General features: G+C 35.2%; 12 protein-coding genes. 10 read left to right on the top strand and 2 right to left on the bottom strand.

What is annotated here, in order from left to right:
- Positions 1-18: 18 nt before the first annotated feature.
- From V6246_RS14155 to V6246_RS14195, 9 genes are all read left to right on the top strand, one after another.
- The gene (locus V6246_RS14155) at positions 19-1,920 is read left to right on the top strand and encodes a glycoside hydrolase family 97 protein (RefSeq protein WP_341561074.1); all 1,902 of its coding nucleotides are present in this window, start codon (positions 19-21) and stop codon (positions 1,918-1,920) included.
- Positions 1,921-1,952: 32 nt separating this feature from the next.
- Positions 1,953-3,446, top strand: coding sequence for a sialate O-acetylesterase (locus tag V6246_RS14160; RefSeq protein WP_341561075.1), 1,494 nt, complete (start codon positions 1,953-1,955; stop codon positions 3,444-3,446).
- A 347-nt stretch (positions 3,447-3,793) separates the two neighbouring features.
- The gene (locus V6246_RS14165; protein ID WP_341561076.1) at positions 3,794-4,771 is read left to right on the top strand and encodes a family 43 glycosylhydrolase; all 978 of its coding nucleotides are present in this window, start codon (positions 3,794-3,796) and stop codon (positions 4,769-4,771) included.
- Positions 4,772-4,841: 70 nt separating this feature from the next.
- Positions 4,842-7,385, top strand: coding sequence for a glycoside hydrolase family 2 protein (locus V6246_RS14170; RefSeq protein WP_341561077.1), 2,544 nt, complete (start codon positions 4,842-4,844; stop codon positions 7,383-7,385).
- A gap of 38 nt (positions 7,386-7,423) precedes the next feature.
- Complete coding sequence (locus V6246_RS14175) at positions 7,424-8,476, top strand: glycoside hydrolase family protein (protein WP_341561078.1); 1,053 nt, start codon at positions 7,424-7,426, stop codon at positions 8,474-8,476.
- 155 nt (positions 8,477-8,631) lie between these two features.
- Positions 8,632-9,912 (top strand): DUF6786 family protein, encoded by a 1,281-nt coding sequence (locus tag V6246_RS14180; RefSeq protein WP_341561079.1) that lies wholly within the window; start codon positions 8,632-8,634, stop codon positions 9,910-9,912.
- A 17-nt stretch (positions 9,913-9,929) separates the two neighbouring features.
- Positions 9,930-10,949, top strand: coding sequence for a family 43 glycosylhydrolase (locus V6246_RS14185; protein WP_341561080.1), 1,020 nt, complete (start codon positions 9,930-9,932; stop codon positions 10,947-10,949).
- Positions 10,950-11,021: 72 nt separating this feature from the next.
- The gene (locus tag V6246_RS14190; RefSeq protein WP_341561081.1) at positions 11,022-13,319 is read left to right on the top strand and encodes a glycoside hydrolase family 95 protein; all 2,298 of its coding nucleotides are present in this window, start codon (positions 11,022-11,024) and stop codon (positions 13,317-13,319) included.
- Positions 13,320-13,326: 7 nt separating this feature from the next.
- Positions 13,327-14,490: a glycoside hydrolase family protein gene (locus V6246_RS14195; RefSeq protein ID WP_341561082.1), complete on the top strand. Its 1,164-nt coding sequence runs from the start codon at positions 13,327-13,329 to the stop codon at positions 14,488-14,490.
- Positions 14,491-14,584: 94 nt separating this feature from the next.
- Here V6246_RS14195 and V6246_RS14200 read toward each other — a convergent pair whose 3' ends face one another.
- Together V6246_RS14200 and V6246_RS14205 are read right to left on the bottom strand one after the other, a co-directional pair.
- Positions 14,585-15,823 carry a leucine-rich repeat protein gene (locus V6246_RS14200; RefSeq protein ID WP_341561083.1) on the bottom strand — a complete coding sequence of 413 codons (1,239 nt, stop codon included), beginning with the start codon at positions 15,821-15,823 and terminating at the stop codon, positions 14,585-14,587.
- A gap of 175 nt (positions 15,824-15,998) precedes the next feature.
- Complete coding sequence (locus V6246_RS14205; protein ID WP_341561084.1) at positions 15,999-17,450, bottom strand: sulfatase; 1,452 nt, start codon at positions 17,448-17,450, stop codon at positions 15,999-16,001.
- 306 nt (positions 17,451-17,756) lie between these two features.
- On the opposite strand from V6246_RS14205, the gene V6246_RS14210 reads away from it, so the two are divergent.
- Positions 17,757-20,813, top strand: a complete 3,057-nt coding sequence (locus V6246_RS14210) for a SusC/RagA family TonB-linked outer membrane protein (protein WP_341561085.1) — start codon at positions 17,757-17,759, stop codon at positions 20,811-20,813.
- Positions 20,814-20,823 lie beyond the last annotated feature (10 nt).

The following is a 20,823-nucleotide window of genomic DNA, read 5'->3' on the forward strand; positions in this document are numbered from 1 at the left end:
TAAATTAAAATCTACAAAATGAAACAAGTTTCTCTAACGTTTTCAATGCTTCTGTTTATTGCGTTTTTCAATGCTTGTAGCGTTAAACCAAATATAAAGGTAAGCTCTCCCGATAAAAAGGTAGAGTTAACTTTTGAGAATAATGAGCAAGGTTTAACATATCAATTAAACCAGAATAACGAGGTCTTGGTAGGTGTGTCTAGTATTTCGATACTGCCTAACATTCCTGTAAAAATATTAAATACAGAAATTAACTCAGTCGATACCAAATGGAATCCGGTTTGGGGGCAGTTTAGTGAAATTAGAGATTTTTATAATGAAATTGTAATTCATATTGAAGTTGGCGGAAAAACAGGGAAGTTACTCTCTCGTGTTTATAACGATGGTGTTGGTTTTAGATTTGAACTGGATAATGTTACCGCAGAAGATCAATTAGATTTTTATGCTGAATATAATTTAGAAACTAATGATGAATTCTATTATACAGCCGGAGAACACCCACCTGTAGGGCCTGTTGCTATAGGTAGTTTATCTGATGAGCAAGCAAAATTGTCAAAAATGTTGCTTCCTGTTGTTGTAGAAAAATCGAATAAGAATCATTTATCTTTTTTAGAATCCGATCTGTATTCATCTAAAGGTTTTAGCACCATGACGATGAATTTTAATAAAAAATCAGGAACGTTAGTATCTAGTAGTAAACCAAAATATATAAGCGAAAAAGTGGTTACGCCATGGAAAGTTATTTTGTTTGGAGACTCGGCAGGCGATTTAGTAACCAGTACTGTTACTGTAAATTTGGCGGCACCTTGTGAAATAGAAAACACCGATTGGATTAAGCCTGGTAAAACCATGTGGGATTGGCGTGTGCATGGCTATACGGCGCCCGATGGTTTTGTGTATGGTATTAACACAGAAAGCTACAAACGTTTTATAGATTTTGCAGATAAAAAAGGGATTGAGTATTTTTTAATTGATGCATCTTGGTATAAACGTGCTACTAAAGGGCATTTTGAGTTAACTCCCGAGTTAGATTTAGAAGCTGTTATAGCTTACGCTGAAGATAAAGATGTTGGACTTATTTTGTATTACGATCGTAAATTTGGCGAATATGGAGATAAGGAGTTGTTTCCTTATTTTCAATCTTTAGGTATGCATGGTATTAAATATGGTTTTATGGGGAACAATGTTCAGTTTTCTCGTGATGCTATTAGCCAAAGTGCTGCTAGTGAATTACTAATCGATTTCCATGATAGTCCAGTGCCTTTTACGGGTGTTAGGCGTACATTTCCAAACGCTATTACCCGCGAGTATTGCCATGCACAGCAAGATTCTCGTAAAGCGTTTACTCCCGAAACTTTTATTAAAATGGCTTTAGTTAATGCTATACAAGGGCCTTTGGATATGAATAATGGTAATTTTGATATCACCGGAATTAACGCCGGAAAACGACAAAAAGGCCCAAAGAAATTAAACTCTTATTTATCTACAGTGGTGTCTGAGGTAGCTAGAACTCTAGTTGTTTTTAGTGGTTTAGTTTGTATTCCCGATGCTCCAGAAGCTTATGAGGCTAAAGCCGATTTATTCGAGTTTATTCAAAAAATGCCTGTTGGTAAATGGGATGAGTCTCGAATTCTAAATTCAAAAATGGGAGAATATATTACTTCAGCACGACGATCTAAAAACGATTGGTTTGTTGGTAGTGTTATGAATCAAAAAGGAGGTGTTTTGGATATTGACTTAAATTTTCTTGAAGAAGGAAAAAACTATGAGGTTACATTTTACGAAGATACACCCGAAACCGATTGTAAAACAAACCCAGAAGCTTACCAAATAAGAAAGGCTAAAGTGAGAAAAGGAGATGTTATTAAAGCTAATATAGCTCCAGGTGGTGGACATTGTATGTGGATAAAATCAGAATAAAAAAGTATATTTAACGCTCAAACCTATTCTAAATGAAAAATCAACCACCCTATTTATTACTATGTGCTTTTACATTGTTATCAATGAGTTTATTTGCGCAAAAAATAAGAATTACAGAAGCTCCCGAAGATTATCAGTTATATGCTCGCGATAGCAGTAATACCGCTGAGGTTTTAATCTCTGGTAATATTAAGGGAACTCCAGATTTTAAAGAGTTTTCATTAAAAGTATTTAAAGATAATGTGCTTTATAATACACAAAAGGACAGTCTAGTTGATAAGCAGTTTTCAGTTTCAACTAAAATAAATTCAGGCTTACACGAGTATCGATTTGAGTTTTATATCAAAAAAAATAATGCTGATAGCCTATACTTTTTTGCCGATCATGTAGTCTGTGGTGATGCTTATATTATAACAGGGCAATCTAACTCTCATGCAAGTAGTAGCTTGTCGACTTACAGTAATCCGTATTGCAGAAGTTTTGGCGTTAAAACAGGTTACGAAACTTACAACGACGACGATAGAAAAGTACGTTGGGGTATGGCTACAGGAAATTTAGAAGGTCTTGATGGTGTTGGAGGATGGTTTAAAAAGAACCCATTTGCTGTTGGTGCTTGGGGTATGGAATTAATGCGGTTAATTGTCGAAAAACATCAGGTGCCTGTTTGTATTATTAACGGTGGTAGCGGTTCATCTTCAATAGAAAAAAACATGTTATATCCAGAGCAACCATCTTTAGAAACTAGCTTTGGTCGTTTAGCATATCGTGTCGATCAAGCAGGATTGAAAGATAAAATTAAAGCCATTTTTTGGCATCAAGGCGAGTCTAATTCAGTAAGCACAGAAAGTTATCAGGCGTATGCAGCTAATTTCGATATGCTTTTGAATGATTGGAAACGTGTTTATACAAGTTTAGAAAAAGTTTATTTATTTCAAATTCATCCCGGTTGTGGTCGTAATCCCGAGAGTTATCTTTCTGAAATGCGCGAAGTTCAAAACAAAATAGATGATAAGTACGAGATGGTAAATATTATGTCCACACTAGGCGTTACAGGTCATGATGGTTGTCACTTTTCTTACGATGGTTATTTAGAATTTGCCAAACGTATTTACCCTTTATTGGCACGCGATTATTATAACGAAAAATTTGATTTCATTATAACACCTCCGAAATTATTAAGTGCGAATTACACAGGTTCTAAACAGATTATACTAAACTTCGATCAGGCTATACTTCTAGAAGAAAAGCGTGAAGTAAATGGTGCAGTTCATTATTTAAAAGATCAGTTTTTTGCTTCGGAAGATTCAAATTTAGAACAAATGCCTCTTGAAGTTAAAAAAGCGGAAGTTAAAGATAATTCACTTATTCTTACATTAAAAAAAGCGTCTAACTATAAATTTATAACCTATTTACCAAGTAAGTTTTATGTCGGTACTAGCGATATTTATAATGGTCCGTGGCTATCTGGAAGTGAAAATAATATTGGTGCTTTAAGTTTTGATAGAAGGCCAATTACTCAACTTTAAGATTAAAATCTACTAAAATAATCTTCATTCATAGAGTAATAATTGGTACTGTTTCTATAATTCTCATGTTATGGTTAGGTCGTTCTTTGTGGAATTTGGCTTAAATCATGAGATTTCATGTATATTTATGATTGTTAGTTTGTTGTGTTTGTGTTGAAACTGTTTTTATAGTTTTTTATGTATTCAAATTCAACATTTATACCCCCTAATTGATAATTATAAGTTTTTGTTTTATACTAACTTTGGTAATTGCCGAACATACACACAGAACTGAATAGTTCTGTGCGTATGTTTTCAAACAAAACAAACTAAAAGAAAATCCATAACTGTCTTTATACCTTTTACTAATGAAAAATATTTTTGTAATTATAGTAATGCTCTTTTTAGGAATGGGTACTGTTTTTTCTCAATCGAACATTAAATCCGTAACAGCATCATATTCTCCAATTGAAGCATTAGGTTTTGAAGAGGGCATAAAACGAGGTGACCCAAGTGATGTTATAAAAGTAGGGGCTTTGTATTATGTTTGGTATTGGAAAGTAGGAGATCATGTTAGGTGGGCAACATGGTATGCAACCTCACCAGATGGATTTGTTTGGACAGAGAAAGGAGAAGTTTTACCTCCGGGAAAAGATGGCAGTTGGGATGATGAAGGTTGTTTTACACCTGGTATTTTAGTTGCTAACAATAAATATTATCTTTTTTACTCGGGAGTTAATAATCCGTATAGAACTAAGGATCTTGAAAAATCTAAAACAAGAATAGGTATAGCTGTTTCAGATTCTCCTGATGGTCCTTGGGCAAAACTTCCAACTAATCCTATAATGGTTCCTAGTGATAATGTTACTGAATTTGATAGTCACAGAATTGATGATGCTAGTTTAATTGTTCGTAACGGAAAGTATTGGCTGTATTACAAAGGGCGCCAATGGGGTAAATCTCCACGTGAAACCAAAATGGGTGTTGCTATAGCCGATAATCCTGAAGGACCATATGTGAAATACGAAAACAATCCTGTTGTAAAAGGCGGTCATGAAGTTTTAGTTTGGCCTCAAGGCAAAGGTGTTGCCACACTTATAGGAAAAGAAGGTCCAGAGGATGTACGTAAATCTATTATGTATGCCGAAGATGGATTAAATTTTAAAAAAACACACGATTTTACAAATAAAAATGTGCCGCTTGCTCCTGGGGCATATCGTCCTGAAGCGTTTACTGATAATGGTAATGGGAAGTTGATAGAATGGGGTGTACAGAGAGTTATTAATAAAAAGGGACAGTTTCTTGAAAGATTCGATTTAAAGGAGGCTCCAGAGAATCCTCAGTAAAAAAATAAAGTGTTTTATCAATCGGATATATAATTTGAATTGTTACGAAATTAAAATGATAAAAAGTTTAATGGATTTTAAAACACCTATTTTAATAGGAATATTATATTTTGTAGTCACAAGTTTTAGTTATGCTCAAAGCAATGAGAACATATCATTAAATGGCAAATGGTCTTTTAAAACAGATCCTTATGCGAAAGGAGAATCTTCTCAATGGTTTGCAAATGATTTAGATACGGCGTCTTGGGGTACTATGGCTGTTCCTGGTAATTGGGATTTGGTAAACGAATATTCTGAATATGTTGGAGATGCGTGGTACACTAGAACTTTTACTGTTAAAGAAATACAAAGCACAGAGCAATTGCGTTTGGTGTTTCAATCTGTTTACAACAATTCCAAAGTTTGGGTAAACGGGCATTTAGTTGGAGAACACGATTTTGGCTTCTTACCTTTTCATTTTAATATTTCGGAATATATAAACCCTGGAAAAGAAAATAGGTTAACCGTATTGGTTAATAACGTTTTTAAGAGCGGTGCTATGTGGAATTGGGGTGGTATCAGAAGGCCAGTTTGGTTAGAGTTAACACCTAAAACACGTATTGAGTTTCAACATATAGATGCAGTGCCAAACTTAAAAAAAGGAACGGCTCAATTAGATGTGAAAATTGTGAGTAGCAATGCTAATAATACGCCTAGAAACGTACTATTTAATATAGACATTAAAAGTAACGGAAAGATTGTAGCTAAAGGTGAGGTGAAAACAATAATTCCTGCGAATACCAATAAACATATTATAAACTGGGCTTATCACTTACCAAAATCTAAAGTGAATTTATGGCATTTTGATTTCCCTAATTTATATGAATCTACTGTTGCCTTATCCGAAAACAAGGAAATTTTACATACAAATTCAGATAGATTTGGTATTCGAAAATTAGAAATAAATGGTTTAAAATTACTATTAAATGGAGAAAGTATAAGGCCGGTTGGGTTCAATGTAGTGCCAGAAGATCGATTTACAGGAAATACATTACCTATAGAACGTATTAAAGAAGATGTTGATTTAATGAAAAGTTTGGGAGCCAATATGGCTCGATTGAGTCATGTAAATTTACCCAAAGAATACATCGATTATTTGGATGAAAAAGGAATTATGATTTTTGAAGAAGTTGGGCTTTGGGGAAAAGATGTTTTGGTAGATCCAGAACATCCAAAACCAAAAGAATGGTTGCAAAGAATCATCGAAAATAATTATAATCATCCAGCAGTTATAGGCTGGAGTGTAGGTAATGAATTGGGTATGGCATCTAAAAACCCAAAAGTAGATGCTTATATAAAGGGTGCTATAGAGATGGCTGAAAAATTAGATCCAAATAGAATAGCTGTTTCCGTGTCTAATTCGGCTAATAATTCGCCTAAAGAAGCAACTATGTACTCCGATTTAGCAATGTTAAATGGATATCAGAATTGGGGTAAAAAGGCAGATGGAACCTGGAAAAACCATAAGAAACCAATTTTTATGTCTGAGTTTGGGTACGAATTAAACTCTGAAGATCCGAGTTTAGGTGATGTTCCTGCAGAAAAAATATTGAATCAATTACGAAATAAAGAATATGTTTTGGGTGCTTCCTTATGGACGTTTAATGATTATAGAAGTACATATCATGGTAAAGATGGATGGAAAACACCAGCTTCGCAAAATAGAGCGTGGGGAATTGTAACTTCTTTTAGAGATAAGAAAAAAGGCTTTTATAGCGTTCAAAAGGAATTTAGTCCCATTAAAAACCTAACAGTATCCAATATAAACATCGTAAAAGGACATGCAAAAGTCACTCTTCAACCAAGAGAAAAGTTAGATATACCTGCAAATATATTGAGAGGTTATAAAGTAAAGTATACGCTTTTTGATTTGGATTTTAAACCTGTAGAAACAAAAACAGAAATTATTAAAACTATTTTTCCAGGAGATAACACATTTGATGTTTTATTAAAGTGGAATACCAAAAACAACTTAAGCATGATAGAAGTTAGTTTCTTAGATCCGCAAGGTTACAAAGTTTACACAGATGTTGTTAAGTTTCAAGTTCCAAAACAGCCTGTTATAACATTTGCCAATACAGCTAACAATGGTATTCGTGTTTTTTTCGAAAAAAGTAAAGATGCCGAGGCGTATTATGTTAGATATGAGAAAGATGGTTTGATTTTCAATACTAAGAAAACAACAAATAATTTTATTGATATTGAGGACAAAAAAATAAAGCAAGGTGATGTTTTGCAATATCAACTCATTGCTGTCAATAATAAAGGAGAAAGCGTATCTTCAGAAGTAAAAGAACTTATAAAAGATGAAGATGAACTTCCACCAATTATTTGGAATACAAAACGCACCGAAAATGGCGTTTTTATTGCTTATAGTGTAAGTCCTTATGATTATTTATATGAAGTCCGTTATGGTACCAATCCTAATAAGTATAATCAAAAATTAACAACAAAAGTAAGAGGAGTGCTTAACATTCCTAATATTAAAAAAGGAATTCCTATTTATTACAAAATGCGAGTTATCAAACAATGGGGATTTGCTAGCGAATGGACACAAGAATTAAAGAGTGAATAAAAGCTTTAAGTAAAATGAATTATAATAAAAAAGTAAAAATGAAAACACAACAAATATTATTAACTGCATTGCTATTTGTTTTTCTTAGCTGTAACACCCAAGCTCAAAAAATGAAAATAGAGTATGTTGGTAATGCTGCATCACAAAAAGATATGCATGTTTGGGGATCTTCGCCAGTGCAAGATAAAAATGGTAAAACACATTTGTTTGCCGCACAATGGTCTACCGCTTCGCAACCCGGAAATTTTAGTGGTTGGTTTAAAGATTGTGAAATTGGGCATTACGTGGGCGATAGTCCAGAAGGGCCTTTTGAGTATGTAGGTATCGCTGTGCCAGATAAAGATGGTTTGTTTAATTCGCCACACAACCCAACGGTTAGTAATATTGATGGGCAATATCAGCTTTGTTTTATTGTTAACGAAAACAACGATTTAAAAACACAACGTATTGTGATGTATGTTGCCGATGATTTGAATGATACTTGGCGACCAGCAAAAGGAGCAGAAGCCGATGGTACTATTTTACGCCAAACTAAAAACCCAGAAGTGTGGAATTATACAGCAAGGTTAGGGGTTTCTAATCCATCATTAATAAAATACAATGGCAAGTACTTTTTATATCATAAATCCGTAGTTAGAAAAGAACCTAAAGGCTATGTGTACTCTTATGGTGTTGTGGTTGCAGATCATGTTGAAGGTCCATATATACAGCAACCAACAAGAGTAACCGAAGAAAAAATGCCGCTTGAGGATGCTTACGCGTTTACTATGAAAGATTCTGTATACATGATTAGTCGTGATTTTAGAGCATCTTTAGGAAATAGCGGAGGTGGTTTATTATGGAAATCGGGTGATGGTTTTTCGTTTCCTGCTGAAAAAACAGAACGTGCTTACGAAGATTTACAACACTATGTAGGAGAAGAATATCTAAAAGATGCTGTGTCATACCGAGGTAAAAAAGATGGCCATTTAGAGCGCGCACAAATCCTTTTTATAGACGATAAACCAGCCTATTTATATTTAGCAACAGGAGTTCAGGTAAAGCCAGGTTATGGTAGTAGTTCTCATGTTTTTAAAATAAATTTTGAGTAAAACTAGTACAAAGCAATAAGCTTGAGTTTACATGTTTTTTTTTGATGCGTTTACACGGAAAGGTTTCGGAGCCATTAATTTCAAAGTAGAAAAAACATTCAAGAAAAACGAACCTGTTATTTTAAAAATTCATAATAATATCAAATAATTAATACATGCGTTATATAAACTTTCAAAAAGGGCAGTTCAAAATTATTATAGCTATTATAATTACTGTTTTTTCGGTAGGATGTAAATCAAAAACATCGAAAGAGAAAGAAGTTGAATTCGTACAAGAAACGGATTATGTTTCTTTTGCAGACGATGTGAGTTTCATGAAAGATTATATTGATATTATTCAACTTTCCGATGCATCGGGAAAATCAAAAATTGCGGTATCACCAGCTTTGCAAGGTCGCGTCATGACGAGTAGTTCGTCAAGTGCAGCAGGTAGAAGTTACGGTTGGATTAATCGGGAACTCTTCAAATCTAAAGACACGCTAGATCATATTAATGTTTTTGGAGGAGAAGAACGTTTTTGGATAGGCCCAGAAGGTGGGCAGTTTTCAATATTTTTTAAAAAAGGAAGCAGTTTCACTTTAGACGACTGGTATACCCCAAAACTAATAGATCTTGAGCCTTTTACTATTGAAAAATCATCTGCTAATTCAATTACATTTTCTAAAAAAGCATCATTAGTTAATTATTCGGGGTTTAAGTTCGATTTCGATATTGAACGTGAGGTTAAAGTTTTATCAACTCAAGAAACTTTTCAGGAACTAGGTATTCCAGATGAAGATAAAGTAAACGTTGTGGCTTATAAAACCATAAATTCTTTAACCAACACAGGTGAAGCGCATTGGGAAAAGGAAACCGGCTTGTTGTCTATTTGGTTGTTGGGTATGTTTAATCCATCGCCAGAAACAACTATTGTTATTCCATATAATTCAGGAGATGAAGTAGATCTTGGCGCACCGGTAAACGATGAGTATTTCGGTAAAGTACCTGCAGAACGCTTAATAGTAAAAGAAAATACCATGTTTTTTCAAGGTGATGGCGAATTTAGAAGTAAAATTGGTTTATCACCAAAACGTGCTAAACAAGTTTTCGGGTCTTATGATGCTTTGAGCCATACATTAACTATTGTAAAATACAACAAACCCAAAGATGCTACAGATTATGTAAACTCTCTATGGGAACTTCAAGATAAACCATATTCGGGCGATGTTATTAATTCGTATAACGACGGTGCGCCAAAACCAGGCGAAAAACCATTGGGGCCATTTTACGAATTAGAAACCTCTTCACCGGCATTACATTTAAAGGTTGGTGAGCGCGGTACACATATTCAAACAACTATACATTTTGAAGGTTCTGCGGAACAATTAACCAAAATTTCTAAAAAAGTATTAGGGGTTTCAATTTCAGAAATTGTAAATGTTTTTAGTAATAAATAATTAAGGAGAAATTAAATATGAGAAAAATAACATCGGGATTAATTATTGTTTCATTCATGGCATTTTTTATGATGTCTTGTAATTCTTCAAAAAAAAACAAAGTTGAGGTTGCAGAAGTTAAAACAGAAACATCTTCAGTTAAATTTACCTATCAAGATATTACCGGTATCGGTAAAGATTCGCTTTATAATAGACGCGATAATAGCGATATTATTAAAGTCGATGGCACGTATTACGTTTGGTACAGCCGTATGGATAGCCCTGTTACATCGGGATATTGGGCTACTATTTGGTATGCAACGTCTCAAGATGAAGGTCGTACTTGGGAAGAGCAAGGCATGGCTCTTGGTTTAGGAGCAGAAGGTGCGTTTGATAGCCATTCCGTTTTTACTCCTAATATATTAGTACGTAATAATAAATACTACATGTATTATACAGGTGTAAAACCAACTCCTGGGAATAAAAATAAGGTTTTCGAAGGCAATTCTACTACCGATATCACGGCAATAGGCTTAGCAGTTTCCGATAATCCAAACGGACCATTTAAACGTGTAGCAAACAATCCGGTTTTGGAGATTAGCGATGTCGATTCAGATTTTGATAGCTTTCGTATAGACGATGCGAGTTTGTTGGTTCGAGACAATAAAGTTTGGTTGTTTTACAAAGGCAGGTCTATTGCCGATGGTAAAGCCGGACCAAGTAAAACAAAAATGAGTGTGGCTTATGCAAATCAGCCAGAAGGCCCGTTTAAAAAGCACGATGGCCCATTGTTAGATAAAAGTCACGAGGTGCTTATTTGGGGTAAAGATGGAGGCATAGTGTCGTTGGCATCAATCAATAAGACTTTAAATATTTCTGCCGATGGTGAGTATTTTACTGTCTTGCAAGATAGCTTGAAAAACATTCCAAAAGCTCCAGGATTATATCGTCCGCATTTAGAAAATGGAAATCCGGAAATTAATGTGCCAGGTTGGGGCATTGCAATGATTCAGAAAAAAGGATGGGCTTATTTAGTGAGATTCGAAATGAATAATTAAGCTTTTTATAGATAAAACTAACCTTTGCTTTACCTATTTCTGTTTTGGAGTGTAAAGCCAAATAAAACACATATGAAATATATAGTCGCATTCTTTTGTTTTTTGATGCTTTTTAATTGTTCTGAAAAAAAAGAGGAATCACCAAAAACACCTTTGAAAATATGGTTTAATCAACCTACCGAAAAATGGAATCAGGGGCTGCCGATAGGTAATGGTAGTTTAGGCGCCATGATTTATGGGAACCCGAAAAATGAAATTATTTGTTTAAATGAAGAAACCATTTGGACAGGCGGAAAAGACTATAATCGAGATAAAAAAGATGCCGGAAAATATATAGATACCATCCAAAAACTTCTTTTTGATGAGGCGTATATGGATGCAGAAACATTGGTTCAGGATAAAATTCTGAACGATCGTTTACCATGGGGTGAAAACACGTATCAAATGCTTGCCAATTTATTTATTGAAACTCCGGGTTTAGATTCTATATCAAATTACAAACGCGAGCTGGATATTAATACATCTGTGGTAACCACATCTTTCAATAATAATGATGTTTATTTTAAACGTGATTATTTTTCTAGTTTTCCAGACCAGGTGATGGTTTATAAATATACGGCAGATAAAAAAGGAGAAATTAATATGTCGGCTTGGGTAAAAAGAAATGCTCAAACTAAAATATCTGTATCTGAAAATAAAATTGAATTTTCGGAACATGTAGGTAATGGCCATGGTGTGAAGTTTCATGCTACCCTTCATTTTGAAACAGTAGGTGGTACATCCGAAGTATTAGAAGGAAAGTTATTGATTTCTAATGCCGATGAGGTTATTGTAAAAGTAATTGCAGCGAGTGATTATCGCGGTTCTAATCCTGAAATAGACTGCGAACAGATTTATAGAAACATAGCTTCTTCTTCATATAAAAACATTTTAGATAGGCATACAGAAGATTATCAATCATTATTCCATAGACTCGCTTTTAAACTATCTGATAATACAGGAGAAGGTTTACCAACCGATGAGCGTTTAAAGCAAGTTAAAGCAGGAGCAGAAGATAATTACTTAACACAGTTACAATATCAGTTTGGTCGATATTTGCTAATTAGTAGCTCACGCCCGGGGACTTTACCAGCCAATTTACAAGGCATTTGGGCAGACGGGTTTACGCCGCCTTGGAATTCTGATTATCATATTAACATCAATGTGCAAATGAATTATTGGATGGCCGAAATGACAAACCTTGCCGAATGTCACGAGCCATTTTTAGAATTTATTGGAAACTTAAGAGAAATGGGGCGTATTACGGCTCAAAAAACATATAACGCTAGAGGTTTTGTAGCACACCACACAAGTGATGCTTGGCATTCTACAGCAGCTTTCGGGAAAGCGAGACATGGTATGTGGCCTATGGGTGCGGCTTGGTGTTGCCAACATTTGTTTACGCATTATGAATATACTGAGGATAAAGATTATTTAAAAAATGAGGCGTATCCAATAATGAAAGAAGCCGCTTTGTTTTTTATCGATTTTATGGTTAAAGATCCAAAAACAGGACTTTTAGTTACGGGACCGTCTATTTCACCGGAAAATAATTTTTTAACTAAAGATGGTGAAAAAGCAACCTTGAATATGAGTCCGACGATGGACAGAGAAATAGTGTTCGAACTCTTTAATAACTGTATTGCTTCCGCAGAAATTTTAAATATTGATAAAGAGTTCAGCGATTTGCTTAAAAGTAAAATAGCACAAATGCCACCGCTTAAAATTGGTAAAGATGGTCGCTTGTTGGAATGGGTTGATGAGGTTGAAGAAGCGATGCCAGGACACCGACATATTTCGCATCTGTATGGTTTACATCCGTCAAATCAAATTTCAAAAACTAAAACACCCGAACTTTTTGAGGCAGCTAAAAAAACTATTGCAGGTCGTTTATCTAAAGGTGGCGGACATACAGGTTGGAGTCGCGCTTGGATTATCAATTTTTACGCACGTTTGTTAGAAGGCGATAAAGCTTATGAAAATATTTTGACATTACAGCGAAAATCTACTTTGCCGAATTTATTAGATGTGCATCCGCCATTTCAAATTGATGGAAATTTTGGTGTGGTTTCAGGTATTACAGAAATGTTAATGCAAAGCCAGAATGGTGAAGTGCATATACTGCCGGCTTTACCTAAAGCTTGGGCCTCGGGAAGTATAAAAGGTCTTGTTGCCAGAAAAGGTTTTGAAATCGACATGACTTGGGAGTTAGGTAAACTGAAAACATTAGTGATAACTTCTAAATTGGGGAATACTTTAAACTTGCGTTATCAAGATGAAGTAAAACAAATTGAGACTAAAAAAGGAGAAGTTTTAGAGTTTAATTATTAAAAGCAAGATGGAAGCAATTACCCATCCAAATGCCATTAAAATAGTACTAATGAAAAGCATAAAAATAACAGTTTTGGCCGTTGCCGCTTTATCTATTTGTCTATGTTCTTGTAAAGAAATTGATAAAAAAAATGAAACGGTTAAAATCGAAAGCATAAAAGATAGCGTGCAAGTGCCGACTGCAATGTCCGATCATTGGAAGTTTATAGGAGAATCTATAAATGAACCGGGTTACGATGTTTGGGGAAGTTCGCCAATAAGAGACGAAGCAGGAAACGTGCATCTTTTTAGTGCCAGATGGTCTTCTGCTACGCCGTTTAAAAAGGCGTGGAGATATAATAGTGAAATTGCTCATTATGTCTCTAAAAGTCCTGAAGGACCATTTAAGTTTGTGGAAGTTGTAGCGCAAGGCAAAGGAGATAACACCTGGAACGCTGCTGGTTTTCATAACCCAAGTATTAAAAAAATTGATAATCAATATGTATTAGTGTTTATAGCTAACGATGGTGATGAAAACCATGGTCCGAGCCAAAGAATAGGCATGCTTGTGAGCAATAGTCTTAATGGACCTTGGGTAGAGAAACCAAATAAAGACGAACCTTTGTTGAGTCCGCCTAATGATGACTCTATTTGGTGTTTTGATAGTGGTCTTGGTGTAAATAACCCGGGACTTATAAAACACCCAAACGGAAAATATTATCTGTATTTTAAGGCCATGGCTGGTCCAAAAGGTAAAGGCGGAAAGGTGAGTATGGGACTTGCTATTGCAGAAAAATTAGAAGGCCCGTATGTTATTCAATCCAAACCTATTACAACAAACGAGGTTAGAATAGAAGATGGATATGCCTTTATCTGGAAAGGTAAAATTTGTTTGTTAACTACAGATAATCACGGCATTTTAGAAAAAGGTGGCGGTTTACTTTGGGTGTCCGATGATGGACTTCAATTTAAATCAGAACCACTTTCTGGGTTTCATAATTTTCAAAGTTTTTATTTAAATGGAAATGTTCCAGAAGGAGCAAATCCGCGTTATGGAAAGCATGTTAAATTAGAACGTCCACAATTGCTTATGGATGCAAATAATGAGCCTGAATATTTGTTCTGTCCAAGTGGTGTTGCGCTCGATGGTAGTGATGGTACGAATAACTACGTTCTTAAATATCAGAGGTAAAACGTAATCAAGAAAGAATAAGTTATATCTAATAAAAAAAGTCCGATTCACTAGAATCGGACTTTTTTGTGCTTAAATGATTATTAAGGTTTTCTTATTGCTTAGCGATACGCTTTACAAATTCGCCTGTATCTGTTTTAACTTGAAATAAATAAATGCCGGTGTTTAAGTTTGATATATTAATTTCAGACTGCACATTATTAATAGTTTTATTCAATAAAATTCTACCGTTTAAATCGAAGACTGTAATGTCTGCATGTTGCGATTGTGTGTTTTGTATAGTCACAACATCTTTTGCTGGGTTTGGGTAAAAATCCCATCCTTGTGCAGCTTCATGAGTGTTTACATTTAAAACAGGGGCACCAAAATCTTTCCATACATCTCCTGTAGTATAATCGGCAGCATTAACAGTAGAAGGAATTGTTAAAGTCGCTCCAAATACATCTGCAAATATTGATGTGTTTACAGAAGCGCCGTCTGGGTTATATTCAAGTGGTATAAATGTGGTGTATTCTACAATTATATTGGCTAAACTTGTACAGCTTTTAAACATATTATAGTTGTTTTCGGTAAGCGAAGTTAATGTAGCAGGAAAAGTAATAGACTCAAGTGATGAACATGAGTTAAAAGCACCCGTATTAATCACTTCAACCACAGGGAAATCTATAGTTTTAAGATCGCTTGCCTGCCAAAATACTAATCCCGAAGTAGGATCTGATGCATTACCTACATGAGTTAACGAAGGAAAACTTAAAGCTACTGCAGCCGTTTTTCTAAAAGTTTGCGCTCCAAGAGAAACTAAACTGCTAAAATCGGCATTTGTTAGTTTACCCGTGTTTTCAAAGGTATTGTTTCCGGCAATAGTTGCGCCACTCACGTTTAGAGAGGTTAAAGTGGTACAGTTTTTAAACGTATTGTTGCCAAGAGTACCTGTAACGCCACTAATGTCTACAGTAGTTAATGCAGAACAATTTAAAAAAGCACTATTACCAATAGAAATGGCATTTGGCAAACTCACCGTTTCAAGACCAGAACATGCATTAAAAGCTTGCAAACCAATAGCGACTGCAGCCGTACTTGTTATCGATGTAATGTTGGTATCGGTATTAAATACGCCAGAAGGAAGTAATGTTACATTGTAATTATACGTGCCATCGGTAACTGTAGCAGGTATATTTAAATTGGTTACAGTATAGCCTATAACTTTTACTTCGGTAGTTGTTGCCGTAACCTCATAGGTGTAATCGCCTGCTGTAAATGTTGCACCTTCTGTTTGTGCATAAGTGAATGTTATACTTAGTAACGTAATAAATAATAGTAATGTTTTTTTCATCTTAAAAAGTTTTAAATGTTTAGTTATTGGATAATAGCTAAGTTATTTAAAGCTTTAGGATTCAAATGGTGTGTTTTGTAGCAAGTAAGTGGCGAAAATGTTGCGGTTTACCCTTAATGTAATATTTTATTTACGTATTGAACGCGTTAATTCTATTGTGGTAAATAAAACTTTGTTATTTAGTTTTGAGCATTATAGCTTTTTTTTCGCTTTCAAACTCCGGATTGTAATCTGGGTTTTGCTTGTTTGGTATGGGCGCATTGGTTTCAATTCTCCAAGTGTCTAGTTTTTTGTAAAGCGCATTGGCTTTTTCGGGGTTTATATCTGCAAGATTATGTTGTTCGCCAAGGTCGTTTTCTAAGTTGTATAATTCTAAAGCGTTATCTTCAAAATAATGATGCAGTTTCCATGAGCCAGAAATAATTACCGAACCAGGTCGTGTTCTAAACAAAGGGTCTCGACTGCCATCGTTCCCTTTACTATAGTTTTGTAAATACACAGGGAAATGAAAAAACAAATCTCTTTGCGTTGCAGCTTCTCCGTGTAAAACAGGATTTAAATCTATACCGTCTAGTAGAATATTAGGTTTTTGTGGATTCGCAATAGTTTGCAGTGTTGGGTAAAAATCTAAATTAGAAACAATTTGGTTAGAGACGGTATTGGGCGCAATATGCTTGGGCCACTTGATTATTAAAGGCACACGAATACCACCTTCATAATACGATCCTTTTCCAGCTCTTAAAGGATCTTGATGCGAGACTTGGCGAATGCCACCATTATCCGAAGTGAAGATAATAAGCGTGTTTTCTTCTAAATTATTTTCTTTTAAAGCATCTAATAATCTACCCACATTCTCGTCCATAGAAGCTACCATAGCAGCGTACTTGGGATTGTTTTGTCCGTTACTCCCTTTTTTCTTTTTAAACTTTTCAACTAAGGCTTCTTTTCCCATTAAAGGAGTGTGCACGGTGTAGTAAGGTAGGTAAACAAAGAAACTGGTGTCTTTGGCTTTTTCTACAAAAGCTATGGCTTCGTTGGTTAATCTATCGGTTAAGTATTCCCCTTCTGGGCCGTTTTTTATAAAATCGATATTATAAGGTGAAAAATAACCATCTTTTCCGGGGTTGCCTTTGCTGCTGCCTCCAACGTTGTAATCTATACCTTGATCTAGCGGATTATTGCCAACATGCCATTTTCCGAAGTTAGCAGTTAAATAACCGCCCGATTTCATCATTTCAGGTAGTGTGTAAACCGTGTTTTTAAGGTGTTGTGTATTTTTTATAGGTATTAGTTTTCTTGTTTTTTTATGACCTCTGTCCGATGGGCTAACAGTAAACACACCGTGTTTTGGTGTATTTAGTCCCGAAATTAAACAAGCACGACTTGGGGCGCAATTTGCGGCACCAGCATAGGCATTATTAAAAACGAGGCCAGCTTTGGCTAGGGCGTCAATATTTGGGGTTTCGTAATAAGTACTTCCTGTAAAACCTAAATCTTTCCATCCTAAATCGTCAATATTAATTAAAATAATGTTTGGCTTTTGTGGTTGTGTTTTTTGAGCATACCCACAGCTAGTAATCATTAATAAAAAAAAGGTGAATACTATTTTTTGAGTATGTGAAAACATTGATTTCGGTTTTAGTTGGTGTTTATTTTACTTATATATTCTAGTAAATAAATAGAGTTTTGAGTTGCAAAACGTAGATAACAAGGTCTTTCTTTTTTTTGAAATGGACAGGTTTTATATAGGTAAAGATGTTGTATATATTGAGTTAAAATGTTGCTGGATAGCGTGTTTTGTTCAGTAAATCAGCCTTTTGCAACATTTGTAGGTGGTATACGAGAATTTTTGTAATCATTTTTATACGACATTTGAAATAGTGCTGCAGTATTTCTTTGCAGTGCAAACAACTATAACTAAACTATATAATTTATGAAGAACATGAAAAAGCTGATTGCTCTAGTTTTATTGTGTTACAGTTTCAATCCATTGGCCGCGCAGGTGGTAAGTGGTACTGTAACAGATAAAACCAACCAGCCATTACCAGGAGTCAACATTATTGTTGAAGGCGCAAACAGAGGCGCAACCACAGATTTTGACGGAAATTATTCCCTTAATGTCGCATCGACAGATGTTTTACAATTCTCTTACGTTGGGTTTGTAACCCAAAGTATTACCGTAGGAAATAAAAAAGTACTTAATATTGTTTTAGAAGAAGATGCCCAGCAGCTTAACGAAGTCGTTGTTATTGGCTATGGCACAAGTACCAAAAAAGATTTGGTATCATCGGTATCTCAAATTAAAGCCGATGCTATCGAAAACCAACCTGTAGCCCGACTAGATCAAGCCTTGCAAGGTAGAGCTTCGGGCGTAGATGTGGTTTCTAATAACGGTACGCCAGGTGCAGGAACAACCATTCGTATTCGTGGTAATAGTTCTATTGAAGGGAACAATAACCCGCTTTATGTTATCGATGGTTTTATTGTAGGTTCTGGTTTTAACCTGAACACTATTAATAGTAACGATGTAAAATCTATCGAGATTTTAAAAGATGCCACAGCCTTATCTATTTATGGTGTTCGTGGTGCTGCCGGTGTTATTTTAATTACTACAAAAGACGGTAAAGGTATGCCAGCAGGTAAGCCAAGAGTATCTTTAAATCATTACACAAGTATTCAGCAAACGGCTAATGTTATCGATATTTTAGGCGGACAAGACTATGTGGATTATATTAATGAGTCGGGGCAGTTTTCTCCAAATTTAAACAATGGTTTTGGTGGCACAGATACCACATTGCCTTTAACATATGCTAACCCAGGAGAAATACCAACAACAGATTGGTTAGATTTAATAAGCCAAACGGGTGTGGTTAGAAACACCGATTTATCCATTTCAGGAAATTCTGATAATTCAAACTATTACATTTCTGTAAATCATTTTGATCAAGAAGGTATTGTTCGTGGTTCTGGCTTAGAGCGTGTTGTTTTTAGAACCAATGTAGATGTTAACGTTAGCGATAAGCTTAAAACAGGTGTGCGTTTAAATTTAACAAATTATAAAATTGAAAACAATAAGGTCGATTATGCAGGTATTGTTTCGTCGGTTTTACCAATACGAACGGTTTATGATGACGACGGAAATTATACAGGTGAAAACCCAATAAGTTCTTCGGCACAAAGAAATCCAGAAGCCGATATTCAATTAAGAACCGATCATGATATTATTACCAAGTTAATTACAAACGGTTATGTGGAGTATGAAATATTAAAGAATTTCAAATTCAGATCTTCAATAGGAGCCGAGTTAACTTATAATAAAGAAAACAACTATGTGCCTGGTGCATTACCAGAGCAATTTAATGGTGGTTTTGCACGTGTAAATACAAATTTCCAGAAAAGTGTTTTGAATGAAAACACCTTCTTGTATAATTTCGATTTAGATAAGCATGCTTTTAAGTTTTTAGGTGGTTTTACATGGCAAAAAATGAATAATGAGTCTGTAAGAACCGAAGCTGGCGGCTTTGCCAACGATGCTTCAACCTTTAATAACTTAGAAGCCGGAGATCCCGATCAATACTTTGTAGATTCTGGGTATAGCCAACGTACACTACGCTCTTATTTAGGTCGTATAGAATATGGTTTTGATAGTAAATATTTGGTGACTTTAGTAGGTAGATATGATGAGTCTTCTGTGTTCGAAGCCGGCAATAAAGGCAAGTTTTTCCCTTCTATTGGTGCAGCTTGGAATGTAGACGAAGAAAGCTTTTTAAGCGATTCAGATGTTATTAATAAATTCAAACTTAGAGTCAGTTATGGTTTAGTGGGCGAACAAGGTGTAGATCCTTACAACTCATTAAGCTTTTACAACCAAACCCAAACCGTATTTGGTGAAACTATTGTAAACGGTGTGCAAGTTGGCCGTTTAGCTTCCGATGGTTTAGAATGGGAAACCACTAAGCAATTAGATTTAGGTGTGGAGTTGGCGTTCTTAAATAATAAAATTTCATTAGAAGTCGATTATTACAACAAGCGTACAGAAAACTTATTATTATCTGTGCCAATTTCCGGGCAAACCGGTGTAGCGAGTACCTCGCAACTTCAAAATTTAGGTGCTATTGAAAATAAAGGATTGGAGTTTTCATTAAATACTACCAACATTCAAAACGATAATTTTAGCTGGAAATCTACAGTATCATTATCACTCAACAGAAGTAAAATATTAGAACTTAACGGGCAAGGCTATATCGATTTACAAACCACAGGAAACCAAGGTGGTACTTCGGCGCGATTAATTGTTGGCGAAAGACTTCCGGTTTATGTTGGTTTAAATTATTTAGGAACTTATAAAACTTCCGATGAAATTATTGCCGATGGTCGCGAAGGTTTATCATTTGTTGGTGGGCCGCGTTTTGAAAATTTAGACGATAATCCAACTTGGAATAATGAAGATCTACAAATTCTGGGCAGTCCAGAAGCCGATTTCTATGGAGGTATTAGAAACTCATTCACTTATAAAGATTTGTCTTTAGATGTCTTTTTTCAAGGAAGTTACGGTAACGATATTTTCAACATCCGGTCGCAATCTTCGTTCTACGGTAGAGGAGATGAAAATTTAGACTCTAGAGTTATTAACCGTTGGATAGAAGGCGAAAATGAAACGTCGGATATTCCAAGAGCAGGTGCTTCAACAAGTTTATTTAACCCAAACAGTCAGGTTAACATCGAAGACGGGTCGTATTTAAGACTTAAAACCATGTCGTTGGCTTACAATGTGCCCTTAGAAAGTTTAGGCTTGTCTAACATGCTAAGTAAATTGAATGTTTACGTTACCGGAACCAATTTAGCGTTATTCTCTTCATTTAAATTAGGAGATCCTGAAGTAAATAATTTTACAGCAGGTAGCGGTACAGGTTCTGTTTCTCAAGGTTTTGCTTCTGGGCAATATCCTTATGCACGCTCGATTACAATGGGCTTAAAAGTTGAATTTTAAAACATACACA

The organism is Algibacter sp. TI.3.09 (assembly GCF_038154905.1).
Taxonomy (GTDB): Bacteria; Bacteroidota; Bacteroidia; order Flavobacteriales; family Flavobacteriaceae; genus Algibacter.